General features: G+C 74.7%; 16 protein-coding genes. 5 read left to right on the top strand and 11 right to left on the bottom strand.

Features of this window, described 5'->3' with window-relative positions:
* Nucleotides 1–8: 8 nt before the first annotated feature.
* Nucleotides 9–1115: a GTP-binding protein gene (locus HOY81_RS06695; protein WP_237319237.1), complete on the bottom strand. Its 1107-nt coding sequence runs from the start codon at nucleotides 1113–1115 to the stop codon at nucleotides 9–11.
* Between the two features lie 132 nt (nucleotides 1116–1247).
* On the opposite strand from HOY81_RS06695, the gene HOY81_RS06690 reads away from it, so the two are divergent.
* Together HOY81_RS06690 and HOY81_RS06685 are read left to right on the top strand one after the other, a co-directional pair.
* Nucleotides 1248–2189, top strand: coding sequence for a sucrase ferredoxin (locus HOY81_RS06690; RefSeq protein WP_237319235.1), 942 nt, complete (start codon nucleotides 1248–1250; stop codon nucleotides 2187–2189).
* A gap of 16 nt (nucleotides 2190–2205) precedes the next feature.
* Nucleotides 2206–4005, top strand: a complete 1800-nt coding sequence (locus tag HOY81_RS06685; protein ID WP_237319233.1) for a sensor histidine kinase — start codon at nucleotides 2206–2208, stop codon at nucleotides 4003–4005.
* A 71-nt stretch (nucleotides 4006–4076) separates the two neighbouring features.
* Here HOY81_RS06685 and HOY81_RS06680 read toward each other — a convergent pair whose 3' ends face one another.
* The 5 genes from HOY81_RS06680 to HOY81_RS06660 all read right to left on the bottom strand — a co-directional run bounded on the left by HOY81_RS06680 (nucleotide 4077) and on the right by HOY81_RS06660 (nucleotide 11114).
* A complete protein-coding gene (locus tag HOY81_RS06680) occupies nucleotides 4077–4559 on the bottom strand; it encodes a hypothetical protein (RefSeq protein ID WP_237319231.1) in 483 nt (160 codons plus the stop codon).
* Entirely contained in the window at nucleotides 4556–6415 is a 1860-nt protein-coding gene (locus HOY81_RS06675; RefSeq protein WP_237319229.1) for a glycoside hydrolase family 15 protein, read from the bottom strand. The genes HOY81_RS06680 and HOY81_RS06675 overlap by 4 nt, the downstream gene beginning before the upstream one ends.
* Nucleotides 6416–6704: 289 nt before the next feature.
* Nucleotides 6705–8315, bottom strand: coding sequence for a cation acetate symporter (locus HOY81_RS06670; protein WP_237319227.1), 1611 nt, complete (start codon nucleotides 8313–8315; stop codon nucleotides 6705–6707).
* Complete coding sequence (locus HOY81_RS06665; protein ID WP_237319226.1) at nucleotides 8312–8875, bottom strand: DUF485 domain-containing protein; 564 nt, start codon at nucleotides 8873–8875, stop codon at nucleotides 8312–8314. Before HOY81_RS06665 ends, HOY81_RS06670 begins: the two co-directional genes overlap by 4 nt.
* A 112-nt stretch (nucleotides 8876–8987) precedes the next feature.
* Complete coding sequence (locus HOY81_RS06660) at nucleotides 8988–11114, bottom strand: type IIA DNA topoisomerase subunit B (protein ID WP_237319224.1); 2127 nt, start codon at nucleotides 11112–11114, stop codon at nucleotides 8988–8990.
* A 426-nt stretch (nucleotides 11115–11540) separates the two neighbouring features.
* Between HOY81_RS06660 and HOY81_RS06655 the strand changes: the two genes are divergently transcribed.
* Nucleotides 11541–11771: a hypothetical protein gene (locus tag HOY81_RS06655; protein WP_237319222.1), complete on the top strand. Its 231-nt coding sequence runs from the start codon at nucleotides 11541–11543 to the stop codon at nucleotides 11769–11771.
* A 321-nt stretch (nucleotides 11772–12092) separates the two neighbouring features.
* On the opposite strand, the gene HOY81_RS06650 is transcribed toward HOY81_RS06655, so the two are convergent.
* From HOY81_RS06650 to HOY81_RS06630, 5 genes are all read right to left on the bottom strand, one after another.
* The gene (locus tag HOY81_RS06650) at nucleotides 12093–13709 is read right to left on the bottom strand and encodes an RNA polymerase sigma factor (RefSeq protein WP_237319219.1); all 1617 of its coding nucleotides are present in this window, start codon (nucleotides 13707–13709) and stop codon (nucleotides 12093–12095) included.
* Between the two features lie 359 nt (nucleotides 13710–14068).
* Nucleotides 14069–15043: a FadR/GntR family transcriptional regulator gene (locus HOY81_RS06645; RefSeq protein WP_308340954.1), complete on the bottom strand. Its 975-nt coding sequence runs from the start codon at nucleotides 15041–15043 to the stop codon at nucleotides 14069–14071.
* A gap of 144 nt (nucleotides 15044–15187) precedes the next feature.
* Entirely contained in the window at nucleotides 15188–17107 is a 1920-nt protein-coding gene (locus tag HOY81_RS06640; protein WP_237319216.1) for an ATP-binding cassette domain-containing protein, read from the bottom strand.
* Between the two features lie 83 nt (nucleotides 17108–17190).
* Nucleotides 17191–17946 (bottom strand): NUDIX domain-containing protein, encoded by a 756-nt coding sequence (locus tag HOY81_RS06635; RefSeq protein WP_237319214.1) that lies wholly within the window; start codon nucleotides 17944–17946, stop codon nucleotides 17191–17193.
* Between the two features lie 45 nt (nucleotides 17947–17991).
* Entirely contained in the window at nucleotides 17992–19239 is a 1248-nt protein-coding gene (locus HOY81_RS06630; RefSeq protein ID WP_237319212.1) for a DUF4192 domain-containing protein, read from the bottom strand.
* A gap of 174 nt (nucleotides 19240–19413) precedes the next feature.
* Between HOY81_RS06630 and HOY81_RS06625 the strand changes: the two genes are divergently transcribed.
* Together HOY81_RS06625 and HOY81_RS06620 are read left to right on the top strand one after the other, a co-directional pair.
* Entirely contained in the window at nucleotides 19414–21612 is a 2199-nt protein-coding gene (locus HOY81_RS06625) for a RecQ family ATP-dependent DNA helicase (protein WP_237319211.1), read from the top strand.
* A 75-nt stretch (nucleotides 21613–21687) separates the two neighbouring features.
* Nucleotides 21688–22260: hypothetical protein (locus HOY81_RS06620; RefSeq protein ID WP_237319210.1), on the top strand; the 573-nt coding region annotated here is incomplete at its 3' end.

Here is a 22260-nt window from a genome sequence, read left to right as displayed (position 1 = left end):
CGGGCGGTTCAGGCGGGGCCGGGCGTCTCCGCCTCCGCGGCGAGGTCCCAGGTGTCCGGCACCGCCTCCGCCGGGCGGTCCGCCTCGTCCACATGGCGCAGCACGCCCCACAGCGCCCGCGGGTCCGCCCCGGCCGCCGGGTCCCCGGCCACGCAGGCGGCCAGCCCGTCGCGGAGGGCCGCGGTGTCGAGGCCGGAGCCGATCAGCACCAGTCGGGTGCCGCCCGCCTCGTCTGGGCGGCGGCGGGCTGGGGTGAAGCGCAGGAAGCCGCCGACGGCGTGCACGGCGTAGCGGTGCGCGGGGTCGAGCGGGCCGAAGTCGACGAACCCCTTGAGGCGGTAGAGCCCCGGCGGCCGCCCGTCCAGGAAGTCCAGCAGCGGCCGCGGCGCGAGCGGGGCGTCCGTGGCGAAGTCCACGCTCTCGTACGCCGCGTGCAGGTGGCCGTCGTGCGCCCCCTCCGGGCACTCCTCCGCGCGGAGCAGCATGTCGAAGGAGAGCTGTTCCACCGCGGGCCGTTCCCGCGTGGCCCGGTCGAAGAGCAGCTCGGGCGGCACCCGCCCGTACGCGGCCCGGACCACCGGCGTGCCCGGAGTCAGCTCCCGCAGCGTGCCGTCCAGCGCCGCCAGTGCGCGCTCCCCGGCCCGGTCGGTCTTGTTGAGCACCACGAGATCCGCGGCGCGCAGATGCCGGTCGAGCTCGGGATGGCGACGGCGGGTCTCCGGGTACTCGGCGGCGTCGACGACCTCGACCAGTCCCCCGTAGCGGATGTGCGGGTTCTCGCTGGCGAGGATCATCCGGATCACCGTCTCCGGCTCGGCCAGCCCGCTGGCCTCCACCACGATGACGTCCATCCCCGCCGCCGGGCGGGCCAGCACGTCCAGCACCTCGTCCAGGTCGCTGGTGTCCACCGCGCAGCAGAGGCAGCCGTCGCCCAGCGAGACCATGGCGTCCACCTGCCCCGCCACGGTCATGGCGTCGATCTCGATGCTGCCGAAGTCGTTGACCACGGCGCCGATGCGGGTGCCGTCGCTGCGTCGCAGCAGGTGGTTGAGGAGCGTGGTCTTGCCGGAGCCGAGGAAGCCGGCGAGGACGACCACGGGGATCCTGCGGGTCACTCCGGGGTACCTCCAGCGGTGCGGGCGGCCCACGATCCTAGCCGGGGGCCGCGCCGCGTGCATGTGGCCTCCTGGACCAGGTTGTCCCGTACGGTGAGGGGTGGAATCAGGACAGCCGTTAGGCTCGCCTTCGTGAAGAGCTGTGCCACCGCCTCCCAGGTGCTCGGCGAGCCCCTCGCGGCCACCGCCGCCACCGCGCCCACCTGGCTGCTCGTCGAGCAGCCCGGCCCCTGGGGCGCCAAGGCCCTGACCGCCAGCCACCTCGACCCGGAGCTGGGCGCGGCCCTCGACCGCGCCGCCGCGCCGCACGGCGTCCGTGTGGCGCTCATCCGGCGCCCCGGGCGGCACGCTGACCCGGGCGGACGGGCACCCCGCCGCCTCTACCTCGCCCACACCCTCCCGGGCGACTCCTGGATCCGCACCACCGAGGTGCCGGGGCAGCCGCAGGACCTCCTCGACCTCGACTTCGCCGCGCTCGGGCGCGGGGACGCCACCGCCGCCGGCCCCGGCTGGGAGCCGCACCACGGCGAACCCCTCGCCCTGGTGTGCACCAACGGCAAGCGCGACCGCTGCTGCGCGCTGCTCGGCCGGCCGCTCGCCGCCGAACTGGCCGCCTCCGCCGCCGCGGACGTCTGGGAGGTCACCCACCTCGGCGGTCACCGTTTCGCGCCGACCCTGCTCGTCCTGCCGTACGGCTACGCGTACGGGCGGATCGGCGCCCACACCGTCAAGGACGTCCTGGACGCCGTACGCCGCGGGCAGGTGCTGACCGGGAGCTGCCGCGGCCGCTCGGCCTGGGACCGGCCCGGCCAGGCCGCCGATCTGGCAGTCCGGGCGCGCGTACGGGAGCCGCGCGCCGGCGCCCTCACCGTCACCGGGACCGAGCCGGACGGCGAGGGACGCTGGAGCGTCGGCGTCGCCCACACCGACGGACGCCGCTGGCGGGTGCGGGTCGCCGCCGTCCCCGGCGTGGAGGCCCCGGCGAGCTGCGGCGCCGCTCCGGGCACGGCGGACCGGATGCACGTCGAGGCGGTCGAGGAGTGCGCCCGCGGCACAGCGGACGGGCGCGCCTGAGAGTACCGTCCGCCGGATGAACGGAACGGACGCACGGCACCGTCCGCGCTGGCTGCGCCCCGGCAGGCCCCGGCGGGTGTTCTCCCAGGTGCTGCTGATGCAACTGGCGATCACCACGGGCGTGACGGCGCTGGCCACCGGCCTCTTCCTGGCACCGCTCGGCTCCGAGCTGGACGACCTGGCCACCCGGCGGGCGCTGGCCATCGCGCAGTCCACCGCGGTCCAGCCCGGCCTGGCCGAGCAGCTCCGCTCGGGGCCCGGGCCCTCCCCGACCGGGCCGGTGCAGCGCCGGGCCGAACAGGTGCGCCGGGCGACCGGGGCCAGCTATGTGGTGGTCCTGGACACCCGGGGCATCCGCTGGTCGCACCCGGAGCCGGCCCGGATCGGCCGCCATGTCTCCACCGACCCGCGGGCGGCGCTCGCCGGGCACGAGGTGCGGAACATCGACGTCGGCACGCTGGGCCGCTCCGCACGGGGCAAGGTCCCGCTGCGCGACGACCGCGGCGAGATCGTCGGCGCGGTCTCCGTCGGGATCGCCTACGACAGCGTGCGCGACCGGCTGCTCGGCGCGGTCCCGGAGCTGCTGGCGTACGCCGGTGCGGCCCTGGGCGCGGGCGTGCTGGCCGCGCTCCTGGTGTCCCGGCGGCTCCAGCGACGCACCCACGACCTGGCCTTCTCCGACATCTCGGCGCTGCTCGCGGAGCGGGAGGCGATGCTGCACGGCATCCGGGAGGGCGTCGTGGCCCTGGACGCGGAGAACCGCATCCGGCTGATCAACGACGAGGCCCAGCGACTGCTGGAGCTGCGGCCCGAGGCCACCGGGCGACCGCTGGAGGACGCGCTGGGCCCCGGCCGTACCACCGAGGTACTGGCGGGACGGGCCACCGGAGCCGATCTGCTGACCGTACGGGCGGGGCGGGTGCTGGTGGCCAACCGCATGCCCACGGACGACGGGGGCGCCGTGGCGACGCTGCGCGACCGCACCGAGCTGGAGCTGCTGGGCCGGGAGCTGGACGGCTCCCGCGGCCTCGTCGACGCACTGCGCGCCCAGGACCACGAGCACGCCAACCGGCTGCACATCCTGCTCGGGTTGCTGGAGCTGGGGCTCCACGACGAGGCTCTGGAGTACGTCTCGGAGGTGGTGGGCGTGCACCGGGCGACCGCCGAGCAGATCACCGGGCGCATCCACGATCCGCTGCTGGCGGCGCTGCTGGTGGGCAAGGCCACGGTGGCCGCGGAGCGCGGGGTGGCGCTGCGGGTGGCCCCCGGCACGCTGCTGCCGGACCGGGTGGTGGACGCCCGGGAGCTGGTCACGGTCGTGGGCAATCTCGTCGACAACGCACTGGACGCCGCGGCCGGCCCGTCCGGGGCACGGGTGGAGGTGGAGCTGACCACCGTCGACGCCACCGGCGTACGGCTCCGGGTCGCCGACAGCGGGCCGGGCATCCCGGCCGACCGGCGCGCGCTCGTCTTCACCGACGGCTGGACGACCAAGCCCCCGCCCGCCCACGGCAAGCGCGGCCTCGGTCTGGCCCTGGTGCGGCGGCTGGCGGAACGGCACGGCGGCCGGGTGCAGGTCGGGGAGGCCGCGGACGGCGGCGCGGAGTTCACCGTGCTGCTCCCCGACGCCCTCGCCCCGGCGGACGGCCCGCGAGTCGGCCCGCCGGGCGGCCGGGACGGGTGGCCCGGGCCGGACGCAGGACCGGGCGCTCCCCCTGCGGCCGACGACACCTCCGGCACCGGGTGCGCGGGCGACGGAGGCCGGGCGGACGGCGCGGGCGGCCACGCCGGGCCACCGCCTCCGCCCGGGCTGTGACCCGGCCACGCGTCACAGCGGCCACGCCTGGCCATCCGGAGAGCGCGCCGTCCGTCCCGGCGCTGTCATGGTCAGGCGCCCAAGGAGGTGAAGCCTCCGACGACGGCTCCGTAGCCGATGTGGGCGCCTACGGTGACCACGGGCGTGCCGGGACCGTAGTTGCGCATGAGGAAGCCGGGCGGTTCGAGGAGTGCCACCTCCGGGGCGCTGGTCAGCGGGCTGCCCATGCGGGGGTGGACGAGCGGCAGCAGGATGTTGACGAGTGCGGTGCCGGCGAAGAGACCGTGTGCGAGCCCGAACAGGGCGCCAAGCAGCCAGCCCGCTCGGTCGATGGCGAGGAAGACGGCGAAGTAGAGGAACCCGAAGACCTGCCCGTTGAGGAAGTGCATCAGGTAGCCGAGGGCCTTGGCGCGGGTGCGGTTGACGGTCACCGCCGTACCGAGCAGAAACGGCAGGTCCATACGGGTCAGCCCCAGTTCGCCGCCCGCGCGCAGGGCGGTCGTCAGCGCCAGAGTGCCGACGAAGGCGCCCGCGGCCGCTGCCCACACGCTCACCGTGCCGTGCCCTCGTCGTCGGCGGCACCGATGGCGCAGGCGGCGCTGATCAGCGCCAGGTGGCTCAGGCCCTGGGGAAGGTTTCCGAGGAAAGCACCCGTGGCGGGGTCGAGCTCCTCGCTGTAGAGGCCGACGTCGTTGGCGAGGCCGACCAGTTCCTCCATCAGGTCGCTCGCCTGACGGAGGCGGCCGGTGCGGGCGAGGGACTCGGCGAGCCAGAAGGAACAGGCCAGGAAGGCGCCTTCGCTGCCCGTGAGGCCGTCCTCCCCGGTGTACCGCTCCACGTACGGACCGCGCCGCAGCTCCCGGGTGAGCGTGCTGATCGTGGCCCGCATCCGCTGCTCCTCGCCGCCATATCCGTACAGGTGCCCCAGGAGGACGGCGGCGTCCAGGTCCTCACCACCGGCGGCGCGGACATAGCTGCCGAGACGGGAGGAGAAGCACCGGGACTCGACGAAGGCGCGGATCTCGTCGCGTGCCCGGCACCAGCGGGCCAGGTGCCGGGAGGGGACGATTCCGCGTGCGGCGAGGTCGGCGGCCCGGTCGAGGGCCACCCAGCACATCATCTTGGACTGGGTGAAGTGGCGGTGCCGGCTGCGGACCTCCCAGATGCCCGCGTCGGGTTGCTGCCAGGTCGCGCACACGAGGTCGGCCAGTTCCGCCAGGCGGCGTGCGACTTCGGCGTCGAGGCCTCCGGCGGCCTGCGCGTACTGCCAGGCCGTCTGCAGCAGCTCGCCGTACGTGTCGAGCTGGAGCTGCCCGACCGCGGCGTTTCCGATGCGGACCGGCCGTGAGCCGCGGTAGCCCTCCCAGGAGAGGACGCGCTCCGGGGTGCGGTGGCCGCCGTCCAGGCGGTACAGCACGTTCAGGCGGGGATGGGTGAGCTGGGAGGCGTGCATCAGCCACCAGAAGTAGGCCTGTGCTTCCGCGGGACAGCCGAGCCGCAGGAACGCGGCCAGCGTGAAGGCGGAGTCGCGCACCCAGGAGAAGCGGTAGTCCCAGTTGCGCTCCCCGCCGATCCTTTCCGGCAACGCGGCCGTCACCGCGGCGGCCACCGCTCCGGAGGGGGCGTGGACGAGCAGCTTGAGTGTCAGCAGGCTGCGCATCACCGCCTGATGCCACCGCCCTGTGTACAGGCGGTCGTGCGCCCAGTTCCGCCAGGCCGCGCAGGTGCTGTCCAGGCGTGCCTCGCACTCGGAGCGTGCGGGGAGGACGAGCGGTTCCTGATGCGCGAACGGCATCGCGATCATGGCACGCCGGCCGTGGGCGAGCTCGAAGCGGCCGGTGAACGCGTCCCCGTCGCATCGGGCATCGCCGGCGTCCCAGGCGCAGACGGCGAGCGCATCCCTGCCGGCTGCCGCCACCGGGACACCGGCACGCAGGGAGAGCCGCGTGCGGCGCGTGCCGTACCCGAAGCGTGGCTGCACGCCCCACCGCATGGGCACGGCTCCGGACAGCCCCTCCACACGCCGCAGCAGTTCCCGCATCGGTGCGAGGCCCGCGTCGTCGTGGAGGCTGAGCGCGTCCGTGACCCGAACGGCCCCGGTGCCGGTCAGGAAGGTCGTCTCCAGCACGTTGGTGCCGGGCAGGTAGCGGCGCTCCGCCCGGTACGGCACGGAGGGCTCGAGCGTGCAGCGTCCGCCCCGTGCGGAGTCCAGCACAACGCCGAACACCGAGGGTGAGTCGAGATCGGGCAGGCCCAGCCAGTCCACCGACCCGTCCCGGGCGACCAGGGCGGCCGTGCGGCCGTCGCCGATCACCGCGTAGTCGCGCAGCGGCGCGTAGCCGCCGATCCGCGAAACCGCGGCCGGCGAGCGAGGTCCGCTGTCCCCGGACGGACCCTGGACGGCTCCCATGGCACCACCCTCCCATCAGGCCGGGCGCCCTGCTCGCCTGCCCGGTCCGGCGACCGCTCGCCGCACTCGACGAGCCGACCCGCCCGGCCCCGGCCACTGCTGTGTCCGCCTGGAGCCGGATTCCTCCCCGCCCGCCCCGTGACCGCCGTGCACCGCCCGTAGGCCCGCCTCACACGGGGAGTCCAGGGCGGGTTCGGTCCGCGCCGGGCACGTCGGGCGGCGCTGCTTCCGGGAGCGAGGGCGGTCCCGGGCTGCGGCCGGGGCCGCGTCGCCCGGCGGCTGACCACGGCTACACCGCTCCGGCGCCGGTCAGAGCCCGCACCTCCGTCTCGGCGTACCGCACGGGGTCGGCCGGTGCCCGGGAGGTGACCGTGCCGAGCCAGCCCGCCAGGAACCCGAGCGGGATGGAGACCAGCCCCGGGTTCCCCAGCGGGAAGACCGCGACATCGGCTCCGGGGAGGAGCGCGTGCTCCCCGCCCGACACCACCGGGGAGACCGCGATCAGCAGCACCGCGGGCACCAGGCCGCCCCAGAGCGCCCAGAGTGCGCCCCGTGCGGTGAAGCGGTGCCAGAAGAGCGCGTACGACAGCGCCGGGAGGAGCGCCGAGGCGGCGACCGCGAGGGCGAGCCCGAGCAGCAGGGCGGCGTTCAGCCGCTGTGCCGGGAGCGCGAGTGCGAGGGCCGGCACCGCCACGGCGAGCGTCATCGTCCGGGCCACGCGGACCTCGCCGCGGCCCGGGCGGCCGCCCCGCGGGGTGTGCAGGTCCCGTGCGACGGCCGCGGCGCCGGCCAGGGTCATGCCGGCCCCCACCGCCAGGATCGCGGCCAGGGCCACCGCGGAGACGACCACAGCGAGCACCGCGCCCCCGGTGCCGGCCTCCCCGCCCAGCTCGGCGGCGAGCAGCGGCACCGCGGCGTGTCCGGCCGGGCCCGCCTCCCGCACGGTCTCCGGGCCGAGCAGGGCCGCGGCGCCCAGGCCGAGCCCCAGGGTGAGCAGGCAGACGCAGCCGAGGAGGCCGATCGCCCAGCCGACGGAGCGCCGGGCGGCAGGGGCGGTGGGCACCGTGCCGCAGCGGGCGAGGACGTGCGGCAGCCCCGCGGTGCCCAGCACGAGCGCGAGCCCCAGGCTGACGGCGTCGAGACGCTCCGCCGTGCCCTCCCCGTACGCCGGCCCCGGGACGGCCCAGCCGCCCTGCTCGGTGGCCTCCGGCACTGCTGTTGCCGCTCCGGCGGTGGCCCGCCCGGCTGCGGCGCGGAGCAGGGCGGCCGGGTCGCCGCCGTACCGCAGCAGCACCAGGCCGCAGAGGACTCCGGCACAGCCGAGGAGGAGCACGACGTGCACGAGCTGGATGCGGGTGACGGCCTGCATGCCGCCGCGGCAGGCGCAGGCGACCATGAGCGCGCCCCCCGCGAGCACCGTCCCGGTCCGGGCTACGGCACCGCCGCCGAAAAGCGGCGCCGCCAGGCTGCCCGCGGCGGCGAGCTGGGCGACCAGGCAGAGCACCGAGACCGTCACGGCCGCGACACCGGCGGCGGCCCGCACCCGGCGGTCGCGGAGTCGCGAGACCACGACGTCGGCCGGGGTGTGGCGGCCGCAGTTCCGTACGCCCTCGGCCACCAGCAGCAACGCCACCACCCAGCCCAGGAGCAGTCCGGCGGCGTAGAAGACGCCGTCGTGACCGCCCAGGGCGGTCAGCCCGGTGACCCCCACGAAGCAGACGGCGGAGAGCGGGCCGCCCGCAAGAGCGAGGCCGTTCGCCGGCGGGGAGAGCAGCCGCCCGCCGGCGTAAAAGTCCGCGGCGGTGGCCCGCCGCCGCGCGGCCCGGTGGGCGAGCAGCAGGGCCGTCAAGGCCAGGACCCCGCAGAGCAGCAGCGCCGGCGCACGGAGACTGCCGGTCACCGGCCGCACTCCCCGGCGCCGCGGACCAGCTCCTGGGTGTCCCAGCGCAGCTCCAGGGCCGTCCGGTCGCGGCGGAGCCGCGCATGCCGGGCGTAGGCCCCGGCGACCAGCAGGGCCACGACCAGTTGGGCGAGCCCGGCGGCCGTCCCGGCGTCGAGCGGCCCGGCGACGCGGTGGGCCGCCAGCTCCGGCGCCACGGCGGCCGGCACCACCGTGGCGAGATGGACGAGCAGCAGCGCGGCACCGGCCGGCAGCACGAATCCGCGGTGCCGGGCGCGCACCCGCCGGAAGGCGGGGCTGTGCTGCACGGCCACGTGGACGGCGTCCGCCGCGGCCGGGCCGGCGGGCGGCACGTGCGGCGGATCGTTCCTGCCGGGTGGCGGATCGTTCCTGCCGGGTGGCGGATCGTTCCTGCCGAGCGGAGTGGGGTTCCCGGCAGGCGTGCGGGGGCCGGCCGGCGGCGCCCCTCCGGCCGCGGTCGCCTCCGCCGCCTCGGTCGCCTCGCGCTCCTCCAGCCAGCCGTCGGCCGGGGTGCGGTGCCAGGGGTCGTCGATGCGCATGCCCCAGGATGGGCAGAGGGCCGCACGCCCCACCGGGGCATGCGGCCTCGTTCACTCCTTCAGGTGAAGCGGGCAGACACCGGGCCGGCCCGGTGCCGCACCGGCCGGTGACTCAGACGTCGATACGGGAACGGTCCAGGGTCGCCGCCGAGGTGGTGATGAACTCCCGGCGCGGCGCCACCTCGTTCCCCATCAGCAGGCTGAACGCCTCCTCCGCGGCCTCCAGGTCGCTGATGTTGATACGGCGCAGGGTGCGGTGCCGCGGGTCCATGGTGGTCTCCGCGAGCTGGTCGGCGTCCATCTCGCCGAGGCCCTTGTACCGCTGGATGGAGTCCTTGTAGCGGATCTTCTGCCGCTCCAGGTCGAGCAGCGTCTGGCGCAGTTCGTTGTCGGAGTAGGTGTAGATGTACTTCTCCCGGCCCTTGCCCGGGTTGACGAGCTCGATCCGGTGCAGCGGCGGCACCGCCGAGAAGACCCGGCCCTGCTCCACCATGGGGCGCATGTAGCGCTGGAAGAGGGTCAGGAGCAGACAGCGGATGTGCGCGCCGTCCACGTCCGCGTCGGCCAGGAAGATCACCTTGCCGTAACGGGCCGCGTCGATGTCGAAGGTCCGCCCGGACCCGGCTCCTATCACCTGGATGATCGCGCCGCACTCGGCGTTCTTGAGCATGTCCGCGACGGACGACTTCTGGACGTTGAGGATCTTGCCGCGGATCGGCAGCAGGGCCTGGAACTCGGAGTTGCGGGCCAGCTTGGCGGTGCCCAGCGCGGAGTCGCCCTCGACGATGAACAGCTCCGCCCGCTCCACGTCGTCGTTCCGGCAGTCGGCGAGCTTCGCCGGCAGCGCGGAGGACTCCAGCGCGGTCTTGCGGCGCTGCGCCTCCTTGTGCTGGCGCGCTGCGATGCGCGTCCGGGCGGCCGCGACCACCTTCTCCAGCACGGCACGGGCCTGCTGCTTGGCGTCCCGCTTGCCGGAGGTGAGGAAGGCCTTGAGCTCCTTGGCCACCACCTGGGCCACGATCCGGGAGGCCGCCGAGGTGCCGAGCACCTCCTTGGTCTGCCCCTCGAACTGCGGCTCGGCCAGCCGGACGGTGACCACGGCTGTCAGGCCCTCCACCGCGTCGTCCTTGACGACGTCGTCCTCGGCGACCCGGAGCAGCTTGGCGGACCGCAGCACCTCGTTCACCGTGCGGGTCAGGGAGCGCTCGAAGCCGGAGACGTGGGTGCCGCCCTTGGGGGTGGCGATGATGTTGACGAAGGACCTGACGGTGGTGTCGTAGCCGGTGCCCCAGCGCAGCGCGATGTCCACGCTGAGTTCCCGCTGCACCTCGGTGGGGATCATGTGGCCGCGGTCGTCCAGGACCGGGACCGTCTCCTTGAAGGTCCCCCGGCCGCCCAGCCGCAGGACGTCGCAGACCGGCTTGTCCGGCGCCAGGTACTCGCAGAACTCGCTGATGCCGCCGTCGTAGTGGAAGACCTCCTCGGTGGCCTCCTGGCCGTCCAGCCCGCGCTCGTCCCGCACCAGCAGGGTGAGACCGGGCACCAGGAAGGCGGTCTGGCGGGCCCGCGCGTGCAGGGTCTCCAGGGAGAGCCGGGCGTCCTTGAGGAAGATCTGCCGGTCGGCCCAGTAGCGCACCCGGGTGCCGGTGGTCGTCTTCGGGATCTTTCTGCCCTTGTGCAGCCCGCCCGACGGGTCGAACGGGGCGTCCGGGCCCTGCTCGGTGAAGATCCCCGGGACGCCGCGGCGGAAGCTGATCGCGTGGGTGCGGCCGTTCCGGTCGACCTCGACGTCGAGCCGGGAGGAGAGGGCGTTGACCACCGAGGCGCCGACGCCGTGCAGGCCGCCGGAGGCCGCGTACGAGCCGCCGCCGAACTTGCCGCCCGCGTGCAGCTTGGTCATCACCACCTCGACGCCGGACAGCTTCGTCTTGGGCTCGACGTCGACCGGGATGCCCCGGCCGTTGTCCCGCACCTCCACCGAGCCGTCCGCGTGGAGCAGCACCTCGATGCGGTCGCAGTGGCCGCCCAGGGCCTCGTCCACGGAATTGTCGATGATCTCCCAGAGGCAGTGCATCAGCCCCCGGCTGTCCGTCGACCCGATGTACATGCCAGGGCGCTTGCGCACCGCCTCGAGCCCCTCGAGAACGAGCAGATGCCGTGCGGTGTAGTTGGAGCCGCCGTCACGGTCTGCTCCGGACAGCAGGGCGGTGGAAGACGGCACGGACATCTCGGCGGTCACGCGGTTCGCTCCTCGCTGAATTCTGCTAGTCGTGGCTGTGTTGCCGGGTGAGAGGGTACCGAGCCCCCGTGGAGCCTGGCGTGCAGGGCGCCATGCTAGCGCAGCTCCGGACATGTGTTCGATAACACGGAGGGGTGACACGAACATCACGTTCCCTTGGAGGCATGAACCGTTTAGGCTCCGGGCACGTCCTCATGAACGAACCACTCCAGAGGTTCGGGAGGCCGGAAGATGAACAAGGACGACCCCGACGACCGCATGAACTTCCAGTAACCGACGTATTACGGCTCATTCGCCGCCACCGGCAGCATCCGGCCGCTTCGCGGAGAGTGAAATCCCCGCGGAGGGACCCAGCCCGGGAACGTTTCGGACTGGTTGGATGTTGAACCCTGGTACGACAGCTCGTCGAGCTAGAGAAGAGGCGACGTGACTACTGTTCTGACCCCCGCGACCCCGCTGACGGCCGCCGACCGCTGCGACCGCTGCAACGCCCAGGCGTACCTGCGCGTGGTGCTGCTCAGCGGCGGAGAGCTGCTGTTCTGCGCACACCACGGTCGTAAGTTCGAGCCGGAACTGAAGAAGATCGCCGCGGAGATACAGGACGAGACGGAGAAGCTGACGGCCACTCCGGCTACCGCAGGCGACGAGGAACGCTGACGCCGTCCGACCTGACCACGACGTCCCCGTCCGACGAGCTCGGACCGGCCCAGGGCCGGATGCGGCGGGCGGTCTCCCCCGGTGACACACCCCGGGAGGCCGCCCGTCGCGCTGTTCCGGGACGGACACGCGGCGTGGCGGGGCGGTGGCCTCCCTCCGTCCCGCCAGGCCGCCACCGTCGGCCTGCCGCCCCCGGGCCCGCCGGGCTCCATGACGGCTCTCCCGTCCCGTCGGCACGGCACGCACGAGGGCCGGCGCCCCCTGGGGGTGCCGGCCCTCGTGCGTGCGGAACGCCGGGTCCTCGCGGACCTGCGGGCTCCCTCAGTCGAGGTAGTCCCGGAGGACCTGCGAGCGGGACGGGTGCCGCAGCTTCGACATCGTCTTGGACTCGATCTGGCGGATGCGCTCCCGGGTCACCCCGTAGACCTTGCCGATCTCGTCCAGCGTCTTGGGCTGGCCGTCGGTGAGCCCGAAGCGCATGGAGACCACCCCGGCCTCCCGCTCGCTCAGCGTGTCCAGGACGGAGTGGAGCTGCTCCTGGAGCAGGGTGAAGCTCACCGCGTCCGCCGGCACCACGGCCTCGGAGTCCTCGATGAGATCACCGAACTCGCTGTCGCCGTCCTCGCCGAGCGGGGTGTGCAGCGAGATGGGCTCACGACCGTACTTCTGGACCTCGACGACCTTCTCCGGGGTCATGTCGAGCTCCTTGGCCAGCTCCTCCGGGGTGGGCTCGCGGCCCAGGTCCTGGAGCATCTGGCGCTGCACCCGGGCCAGCTTGTTGATCACCTCGACCATGTGCACCGGGATGCGGATGGTGCGGGCCTGGTCGGCCATGGCCCGGGTGATCGCCTGCCGGATCCACCAGGTCGCGTAGGTCGAGAACTTGTAGCCCTTGGTGTAGTCGAACTTCTCGACGGCGCGGATCAGGCCGAGATTGCCCTCCTGGATCAGGTCCAGAAAGAGCATGCCGCGACCGGTGTACCGCTTGGCGAGCGAGACCACGAGCCGGAGGTTGGCCTCCAGCAGGTGGTTCTTCGCACGGCGGCCGTCCTCGGCGATGATCTCCAGCTCGCGCTTGAGCTTCGGTGCGAGTTTGTCCGCGGCCGCCAGCTTGTCCTCGGCGAAGAGCCCGGCCTCGATCCGCTTGGCGAGCTCCACCTCCTGCTCGGCGTTGAGCAGCGGGACCTTGCCGATCTGCTTGAGGTAGTCCTTGACCGGGTCGGCGGTGGCGCCGGCGGCGGCGACCTGCTGGGCCGGGGCGTCGTCCTCGTCCTCGTCGGAGAGGACAAAGCCCTCGTTCTCGTTCTTGACCTCGGCCGTGGGACCGTCCTCCGGACCCTTCGGGGCCTCCTTGACCACCGGCTCGTCGACGATCAGCTCGTCCTCGCCCTCGAGGATCTCGTCCACGACGGACTTCTTGGCCGCGGTCTTCTTCGCGGGAGCGGCCTTCTTCGCAGCCGTCTTCTTGGCCGCGGCCTTCTTCCCGGGAGCGGTCTTCTTCGCCGCGGCCTTCTTCGCGGGGGCCGGAGCCGCCTCGCTCTCCGCGACGGCCTCGGGCGCCTCGTCGGCGGGTGCGACGGCGGGTGGCGGGGTCGCCTTGGCGGCGGTCTTGGCCGCCTTCTTCGCCGGGGCGGCCTTGGCGGGCACGGCCTTGGTGGCGGTCTTCTTGGCGGGCGCCTTCGCAGCAACGCTCTTTCGGGTGCGCTTGGGCGCCTCTGCGGCACTCACCATCAGCGTCACACCCTCCTCATCGAGGATCTGGTTGAGGCTGCGCAGAACATTCTTCCACTGGGTTGGCGGAATCTGGTCAGCCTCGAAGGCCCGACGCACGTCATCGCCGGCGATCTGCCCCTCAGCCTTTCCCCGCTCGATGAGTGCCAACACGGACTCGGACTCGGCGATCTCCGCGGGGAGCGTACGGGATGTGCTGGCCGACACGAACAACCTCTCGGAACGATGGAAATGGCGGACCGTCGGCGGTGCTGAACCGACGGCGCGGGCTGAGCCGGGAGGGAATACAGCGTCCACGACCGGCTGCGTATTCCCACCTCTGCTGCCACCTCTTGAGTCATCGCACTGCAACGCGAAGCGTTACGCACCCTTCGCGTGGTCCGAGTCACACCGCGTATCCACCCGTACGCGAGGAGAAGCGGACAAATCGCCACGGCAGGCCCCGGCGGGACCGGCGCACCGCGTACCGCCGGGGCAGGAGGGCGGGCGGCACGCCGGGGCCGGCGGCTGCGTGTGCGGCGGCGCCGGAGCCCGGCGCCGCCGCCGTACCTGCCGCGGGCGCCGGGTCAGTGCTCCCGGGGGGCGGGCACCACATGGCCGTCACCACCGGCCTGCCCGCCCGGCACAGGGTCGGTGCCGCCGGAGAGAAGCTGGCGCATCACGGTCTCCGCTGCCGCACTCTCGCCGGCGCCGAGCGCGTCGACCACCTGCCGGTGCTGGGCGACGGCCGCCTCGCTGGGCCGCACGCAACCGCCCGCGGCCGCCCCGGAGACCTGGAGTGCCGAGCCGACGATGCCGGAGAGATGCTCCAGCATGCGGTTGCCCGCGGACTGCAGCAGGACGCCGTGGAACTCGGTGTCGGCGCGGGAGAAGGTGAGCGTGTCCCCCTGGGAGAGGGCCTGGTTCATGATCTCGACCATGTCCGCGAGCCGCTGCTGCACCTCGTCCCGGCCGCGGCCGGCGGCCAGCCGGGCGGCCAGTGGTTCGATGGCCCAGCGGAGTTCGCACAGCTCCCGGCGCTGGTCGTCGCGCTGCGGCCCGAAGGCGCGCCACTCGATGATGTCCGGGTCGAGGAGGTTCCAGTCCGTCACCGGGCGGACCCGGGTGCCGACGTTCGGCCGGGCACTCACCAGGCCCTTGGCCTCGAGGACCCGGAGGGACTCCCGGACGACGGTGCGGGACACCTCGAAGCGCTGACCGATCTCCTCGGGAACGAGGGGACGGTCGGCGCCCAGGTCGCCCGAGACGATCATCTGGCCGAGTTGCTGGACGAGTTGGCCGTGCAGGCCGCGGCCGCGATTGCCGGCGACCCGGCGGCCCACACGGCCGATATCACTCTCCGGGCCCTCCCAGGCGGGGGCCTTGGTCGTGGCGCGCGGTGCCCCGGAGGACTCCGCGTACGCGTAGCGGTCCAGCTCGCCCGGGCCGACGAGGCCGGTGTCGGTGGGGCGAGCCGCGGTCGTCGTGGTGTGCGCAAGGGTAGTCACGGAACCTTTGTCGGCGGCCCTCAGGACGGCCTTGAGGGCTTTGGTGAAAAGCACACGAAAGGGTGATCGCTGACTTCCGCACAATTGACGCCTTATCGGAAAGAAACAGGCTTCCGGTGCGCAGGTCGGTGCCCACGGGCGCAAGCGGGGGGCGCGAACGCGTGCGCTGCACGCTCTGGGGTGCGGCGACCGCCGAGGTCAGCGGGTCCGGCTACGCAGGCTCAGCAGCACATAGGCGCAGACCAGGACGAGCAGGGAGAGCCCGAGCGCCTGGCCCACGGGCTCCGCCAGCAACCGCAGCGCGACCGCCGGCCAGCGCTCGGTGCCGGAGGGCCACGGGGCCAGGAGGGCGTCCCGGGCCCGCGCGGCGAAACCCTCCCGCGCGCCGGCACCCGCGGGGTCGGTGAACAGGTCCCGCAGCACGGGTACGGCCACCAGCGGAACGGCGAGTGCGGCGGCCAGGCCCACCGCGGTGGAGCGGGCGGCCCCGGCACCGAGCACCGCCGCCCAGGCGCAGCCGAGAGTGAGCAGGAGCAGCCAGAGCGCCTGCAGGGCGAGGCCTTCCGGGGCCGCCGCACCGGCGAGCGGGCCCGGCCCGAAGAGCACGGCGAGCAGCGCCGCGTCGAGCAGGAGCGTGACCGTGCAGAGCAGCAGCGCGAGGCATCCGGTCAGCGCCAGCTTGGCGGCCAGCAGGCCGAGTCTGCGCGGCACCGCGGTGTGCGCGGGGGCGAGCGCCGGATAGCGGAACTCCTGGCCGAAGGAGAGGGCGCCGAGCAGCCCGGCGGCGGCCGCGACGGGCGGTACGAGGAGGAACGGAAGGTCCGGCCAGCCGGCGAGCAGCCGCAGGGCGGAGTCGGCGTCTCGGCCGGGACCGCCGAGCGCCGCCATGGTGAGCGAGGTCAGCAGCGTCGCGAGCACGGCGCCGGCGAGCACATAGCCATGGCTGCGCAGCCCCAGGAAGCGGCGCAGCTCGTAGCGGAACGGGGCGGCCGGGCCCGGCCGGGGGGCGACGGGCAGGCGGGGCGGCGGGTCCGCCGGCGGGCGGCCCGCACGGTCGCCGGGGGCGGAGACACCGTCAGCCGGCGCGGAGACGCCCGCGCCCGGGGCCGGCGCCGCGGACGAACCCGGCCCGGGCTCCCGCGCGTGCCCGGCCGCCGGATGCCCGTGGAGCGCGCCGCCCGCCCGGTCCGCCGGTAGAGCCGGGCTGCCCATGTCACCGGTCTCGTCGGCCAGCCGGTGCACCAGGATGCCGTTGCGGTAGGCCGTCTCCCCGACGGCGGCACAGCCGACGCCGTACACGGAGAGGCGGTTGCCGCTCTCCCGCACCACCTCCAGCTCCCGGGCACCGGGCTCCGGGCCGCCGCCGGTCACCGGGCCGGGCTCCGCGGAACGCGCCTCCCGGCGCAGCACGGAGGCCAGCCGCTCGGCGTGCGGCGAGGTGACGGCCACCCGGGGGCGCAGCCGCGTGCGGGCGAACTCGGGTGCGTCCTGGTCCGCGACGAGCCGGCCGCCCTCGATCGTGACCACGCGGTCGGCGATCCGGGCCGCTTCCCGGGGATCGCGCAGGGTGGTGAGCACGGTGCCGCCCTGCCCGGCGTAGCCGCGCAGAATCCCGTGCAACCAGCCGGTCTCCCGCGGGGAGAGCCCCTGCGCGGGCTCGTCCAGCACCAGCGCGTGCGGATCGCCCAGCAGCGCCGCCGCCAGCCCGAGCCGGCGGTCCATGCCGAGCGAGAAGGTACCGAGCGGCTGTTCCGCGAGCGGGCCCAGGCCCACCACGTCGAGCAGTTCGTCCGCCCGGGCAGCCGGGACGCCCGCCGCCGCGGCGAGCATCCGCAAGTGCCCACGCGCGGTGCGCTCCGGATGGCCGGGCACATCGCCCAGCAGGATGCCCACCTCCTGCGCGGGGTGTTCGGCCTGGTGCAGCGGACGGCCCCGGAAGAGCGCGACACCACGCCCGGGGGCCAGTTGCAGCATCAGCCGCAGGACCGTCGTCTTCCCGGCTCCGCGCGGTCCGAGCAGCACCGTGACCGCTCCGGGCCGGGCCTCGAAGGTCAGGTCGTCCACGGCCGGCCGCTGACCGCGACGAGGAGGGCTGGTGAGACCGATGGCCTGGATCATCGCTTCTCCCGCGGGACGCGTGAAGGACGCACCCCGGCACGATAGCGCGATATGTCCGATTTTCCGGTGCGGCGCGAGGGGCGTCAGACCTCCGGACGCAGCATCGGCGGATTGAGCAGTGTCGCACCGCCCGCCCGGAAGAGCTGTGCGGGACGGCCGCCCTGACGGGTCGTCGTGCCCCCGGTGGGGACCAGGAAGCCGGGGGTGCCGGTCACCTTGCGGTGGAAGTTCCGCGGGTCCAGCGCCACGCCCCACACGGCCTCGTACACCCGGCGCAGCTCGCCCACGGTGAACTCCGGCGGGCAGAAGGCGGTGGCGAGCGAGGAATACTCGATCTTGGATCGTGCCCGCTCCACGCCGTCGCCGAGGATCCGTGCGTGGTCGAAGGCGAGCGGCGCGACCTGCTCCCCCTCGCGACCCGCACTCCCGGCGGGCGCGAGCAGCGTTTCCACCGGCGCCCAGCGGACGCTGTGCGCGTCCCCTCCGGCCGTGGGAGACGGCAGATCGGGGGCCAGCACCAGATGGGCCACGCTGACGACCCGCATCCGCGGGTCGCGGTCCGGGTCGCCGTAGGTGGCGAGCTGCTCGAGGTGGGCTTCGGGACCGGTGCTGCCCGGCTCGTGGGCCCGGAGCCCCGTCTCCTCGTTGAGCTCCCTGGCGGCCGCCGCGGCGAGGTCCTCGTCGGCACGCACGAAGCCGCCCGGAAGCGCCCAGCGGCCCTGGTACGGCGGTTCTCCGCGGCGGACCGCCAGAGCGCAGAGCGCGTGCCGGCGCACGGTGAGCACGACCAGGTCGACGGTGACGGCGAAGGGCGGGAAAGCCGACGGGTCATAGGGCATGCTGCGATCATAGTCGTCTCCCTGACGATAAAAAGGGCTCTGCTGTCACCCGGTGCCCCGATCCGGCCACCGACCCCCACCGCGGCCACCGGAGCCTCGCGGCCGGCGCCGGGCACCACGCCGCCGGCGTGCCGCCCGCTCCTCCCGCATGCAGCGCCGGAGCGGCTCCGGGTCCAGCCCTTCGTTGCACGCACGGTGCAGGAGCTGGGCGAAGACATAGCCGGGATCGGTCTCCAGCGCGCGCCCGAAGGCCACCCGCGCGAACGCCTCGTCTCCCGTGGACCAGGCCACCCAGCCGGCGAGGGTGAGCGGGGCCGCGGCGTGCTCGCGGTAGGGCCCGACACAGCGGCGGGCCAGCGTCCGCCACAGGCGCAGGGCCGCGGGCGCATCCCGGCCCTCCATCCATTCCGCCGCCTGGTCCCGCGTGCCGCGGTCCTGGAGGCCGAGAATCACCGTCGCCGCGTCCCCGGGCGGAACGAGCGCGTCGTCCCGGGCGTCCTGGACCGCGGTGTCCCCGCCGCCCTCGCCCTGCCCGCCCGGCGCGGCACGGAGCCGCCCCATCAGCCTCCGGGCCCGCACCACCGTCTCCGCCCGCACCGCCGTGCGTCCCCGGTCCTCCCGCAGCATGCGCGGCACCAGGTCGGCGGCCGCGGCGTCGAGTGCCCGGCGCTGGGGCTCCGCCAGGGCCGGGCCGAGGGGTGCCAGCCGGGCCTCCATCTCCCGGAGGGAGCCGCGCACCCGGATGCCGGCGTACACCGCGGCGGCCGCCATCGCGGAGGTGCCCGACGGGCCGGCCGGTGCGCCCTCCGGGGGACAGCAGCCCGGGTCGGGGCAGGTGTAGGACCAGTACCTCCCGCCGGAGAGGCACAGGGCCTCGAAGACCGGCATGCCGAGCGCGCCACATGCGGTGCGCAGACTCCGGGCCAGCGGGCGGAGCCGCTCGCTGACGGCCCGCGCCGGCTCGCCGCGGGCCGGGTCCTGGCACAGGAAGACCACCACGCCGTCCGGACGGCCCCCACGGGAGACGGACCCGCTCTCCAGGCAGGAGGCGAGCTGGCGCGCCACGGCGGGCCACTCCCCCGTCGCGGCGGGGATGCCCGTGCGGATGCGGCCGCCGAACCGGCCGGCCTCCCCGTGCAGGGCGACGAGGACGATCGAGTCGTCCGGATGGAACCCGAGGAGATAGGGCAGGGCGTCGGCGAGCTCGGCCGGACCGCGCAGGGAGACCTCGGCCACGGGGTCGGGGACGGAACGGTCGGTCGCGGCGGGTCGGCCGCTGTCGTGCTGTGTCATGCCCCGACAGTGCCGTCCCGGAGGCACCCCGTGCGGTCGCTCGTCCACAGGCGGTCAGCATGCATACGCTTGTCGTACCGGGCTGCTCGTCCAGCGAGCGCCCGGCACCGCGTTTTCCACAGCCCCGCCCGCACCGGCTGGCCCCCGGCCCCGCCGATCCGCTTGCATGGGGGCATGAGCGACACAGATCTGCGCCGCGCCGCCGACGCACTCCTCGCCCGGCTCGTCGGCGCCCCGGAGGACGGCGACGCACCGCCGCCCCGGCTCCGGGAGGACCAGTGGCGGGCCGTCGAGGCGCTCGTGCGGGAGCGCCGGCGCGCCCTGGTGGTGCAGCGCACCGGCTGGGGCAAGTCCGCGGTCTACTTCGTGGCGACGGCTCTGCTGCGCCGGGAGGGCGCGGGACCGACCGTGATCGTCTCCCCGCTGCTGGCCCTGATGCGCAATCAGATCGCCGCGGCGGAGCGCGCCGGAATCCACGCCCGCACCATGAACTCCGCCAACACCGAGGAGTGGGACGAGGTACGCGCCGCGGTGTCCGCCGGCACGGTCGACGTGCTGCTGGTGAGCCCGGAGCGGCTCAACAACCCGGACTTCCGGGAGCACGTCCTCCCGCGACTGGCCGCCGCCACCGGCCTGCTCGTGGTCGACGAGGCGCACTGCATCTCGGACTGGGGCCACGACTTCCGCCCGGACTACCGCAGGCTGCGCAGCATGCTCGCGGACCTGCCCCCGGGCGTCCCGGTACTCGCGACGACCGCCACGGCCAACGCCCGGGTGACCGCCGACGTCGCGGACCAGCTCGGCACGGCCGGCCGGGACGGCCCGGCGTACGGCGCCGGCGGCGCCGGGCCGCTGGTGCTGCGCGGCCCGCTCGACCGGGAGAGCCTGCGGCTGGGGGTGGTGCGGCTCCCGGACGCGGCGCACCGGATGGCGTGGCTCGCGGACCACCTGGACGAGCTCCCGGGCTCGGGGATCGTCTACACCCTCACGGTCGCGGCCGCCGGCGAGGTCGCGGCCTTCCTCCGGCAGTGCGGGCACACCGTCGCCGAGTACACCGGGCAGAGCGAGCACGCCGACCGCGAGGCGGCCGAGGCCGACCTGCTGGCGAACCGGGTCAAGGCGGTGGTGGCGACCTCCGCGCTCGGCATGGGCTTCGACAAGCCCGACCTGGGCTTCGTGGTCCACCTGGGCTCACCCTCCTCCCCCATCGCCTACTACCAGCAGGTCGGGCGGGCCGGCCGCGGCGTGGCGCACGCGGAGGTGCTGCTGCTGCCGGGCCGCGAGGACGAGGCGATCTGGCGCTACTTCGCCTCGCTGGCCTTCCCGCCCGAGGAGCAGGTGCGGCACACCCTGGACGTGCTGCGCGAGGCCGGGCGCCCGCTCTCGCTCCCCGCGCTGGAGCCACGGGTCGAGCTGCGCCGCTCCCGCCTGGAGACGATGCTCAAGGTGCTCGACGTGGACGGCGCGGTGCGCCGGGTCAAGGGCGGCTGGGAGGCGACCGGCCGGCCCTGGGAGTACGACCACGAGCGGTACGCCTGGGTGGCACGCCAGCGCGAGGCCGAGCAGGACGCCATGCGGGAGTACGTGACCACCGGGAAGTGCCGGATGGAGTTCCTGCGCCTGCAGCTCGACGATCCGGAGGCGGCGTCCTGCGGCCGCTGCGACACCTGCGCGGGACCCCGCTTCACCACCGAGGTCTCCGCCGCCGCGCTCAAGGCCGCGCGGGGCGAGCTGGAACGCGCGGGCGTGCGGGTGGAGCCGCGGAAGATGTGGCCCAGCGGCCTCTCCGCGGTCGGCCTGGAGCTGAAGGGGCGTATCCCCGCCGACCGGCAGGCCGCTCCCGGTCGCGCTCTGGGCCGGCTCTCCGACATCGGCTGGGGGAACCGGCTGCGGCCGCTGCTCGCCTCCGGTGCCCCGGACGGCCCCGTGCCGGGCGACGTGCTGGACGCCGTCGTCGGCGTGCTGACGGACTGGGCGCGCAGTCCCGAGGGGTGGGCTTCCGGCGAGCCGGCGGCACCGCGTCCGGCGGGGGTGGTGACCCTGCCCTCCCGCAGCCGCCCGGAGCTGGTGGGCTCACTCGGCACCCACATAGCGACGGTCGGCCGGTTGCCGCTGCTGGGCGCGCTGGAGTACGCACCGGACGCGCCGGGGGCCGCCGGGCCGCGCTCCAACAGCGCTCAGCGGCTGCGGGAGCTCGACGGCGCGCTGCGCCTTTCCGAGCCGCTGGCGGACGCGGTCGCCGGGGCGGACGGGCCCGTGCTGCTCGTGGACGACTTCACCGAGACGGGATGGACGCTGGCCGTCGCGGCCCGGATGCTCCGCGCCGCCGGCGCGTCCGGCGTGCTGCCGCTGGTGCTCGCCGTCCAGGGGTGAGGCGGCTCCGGGCGCATTGCCGCAGGGCAGGGGCGCGGGAGACAATCGGGGCGGCAGCCGGCGGAAGGGGGAGACGTGAGAACGGGCTTCTCCCCCGCCCCCACCACCGATTCCGTCTCCCGGCTCTCCCGCACCCTCGAACCGGCCGAGTGGGCCGCGGCGGGCATCCCGCTGCTGCGCGACCCGCGGGCCGTGGTGAGCGGGCTGTTCGCGCTGCACGCGCCCGCACCGTCGACCGCGGTGGTCGCGGTCCTCGGCCGGGACGAACGCGTGGTGGCCAGCGCGTCGTTCACCCAGGACACCGCCCGGCCCGACGGCTGGGAGTTCCGCAACGCCCTGCTGGCCCGGCTGCGCGCCGTGCTGCCGCACGACCTCCGCCTCCGCCTTCCCGTCCGTACGGCCGTGTTGCTCTTCTGCCGGGAGGACGAGCTGTCCTGGACGGAGACGGACGGCGCCTGGATGTGGGGGCTGCGGGACGCCAGCACCCTGCACGGGCTGCGCTGCGGCGCGTACATCGCGCTGAACGGCAGGGGGTGGCGGGTGCTCGGCGAGGGCCGCGGGGGGCGCACTCCGCGCGCCGTTCCCGGGCCCCCGGCGCCCGAGGTGCCGGGGCCGCGCCGCGCCGGGCCGGCCCGTTCCGGGGCCGCC

Source organism: Streptomyces sp. JJ36, assembly GCF_021696945.1.
In the GTDB taxonomy this organism is placed as follows: domain Bacteria; phylum Actinomycetota; class Actinomycetes; order Streptomycetales; family Streptomycetaceae; genus Streptomyces.
This window is presented reverse-complemented; position numbering and strand designations above follow the sequence as displayed.

Coding starts and splice junctions, on each gene's coding strand:
- HOY81_RS06685 (WP_237319233.1), top strand. CDS start 2,206: ATGAACGGAACGGACGCACGGCACCGTCCGCGCTGGCTGCGCCCCGGC.
- HOY81_RS06675 (WP_237319229.1), bottom strand. CDS start 6,415: ATGGGAGCCGTCCAGGGTCCGTCCGGGGACAGCGGACCTCGCTCGCCG.
- HOY81_RS06635 (WP_237319214.1), bottom strand. CDS start 17,946: ATGCCCTATGACCCGTCGGCTTTCCCGCCCTTCGCCGTCACCGTCGAC.
- HOY81_RS06640 (WP_237319216.1), bottom strand. CDS start 17,107: ATGATCCAGGCCATCGGTCTCACCAGCCCTCCTCGTCGCGGTCAGCGG.
- HOY81_RS06665 (WP_237319226.1), bottom strand. CDS start 8,875: ATGCGCATCGACGACCCCTGGCACCGCACCCCGGCCGACGGCTGGCTG.
- HOY81_RS06630 (WP_237319212.1), bottom strand. CDS start 19,239: ATGACACAGCACGACAGCGGCCGACCCGCCGCGACCGACCGTTCCGTC.
- HOY81_RS06625 (WP_237319211.1), top strand. CDS start 19,414: ATGAGCGACACAGATCTGCGCCGCGCCGCCGACGCACTCCTCGCCCGG.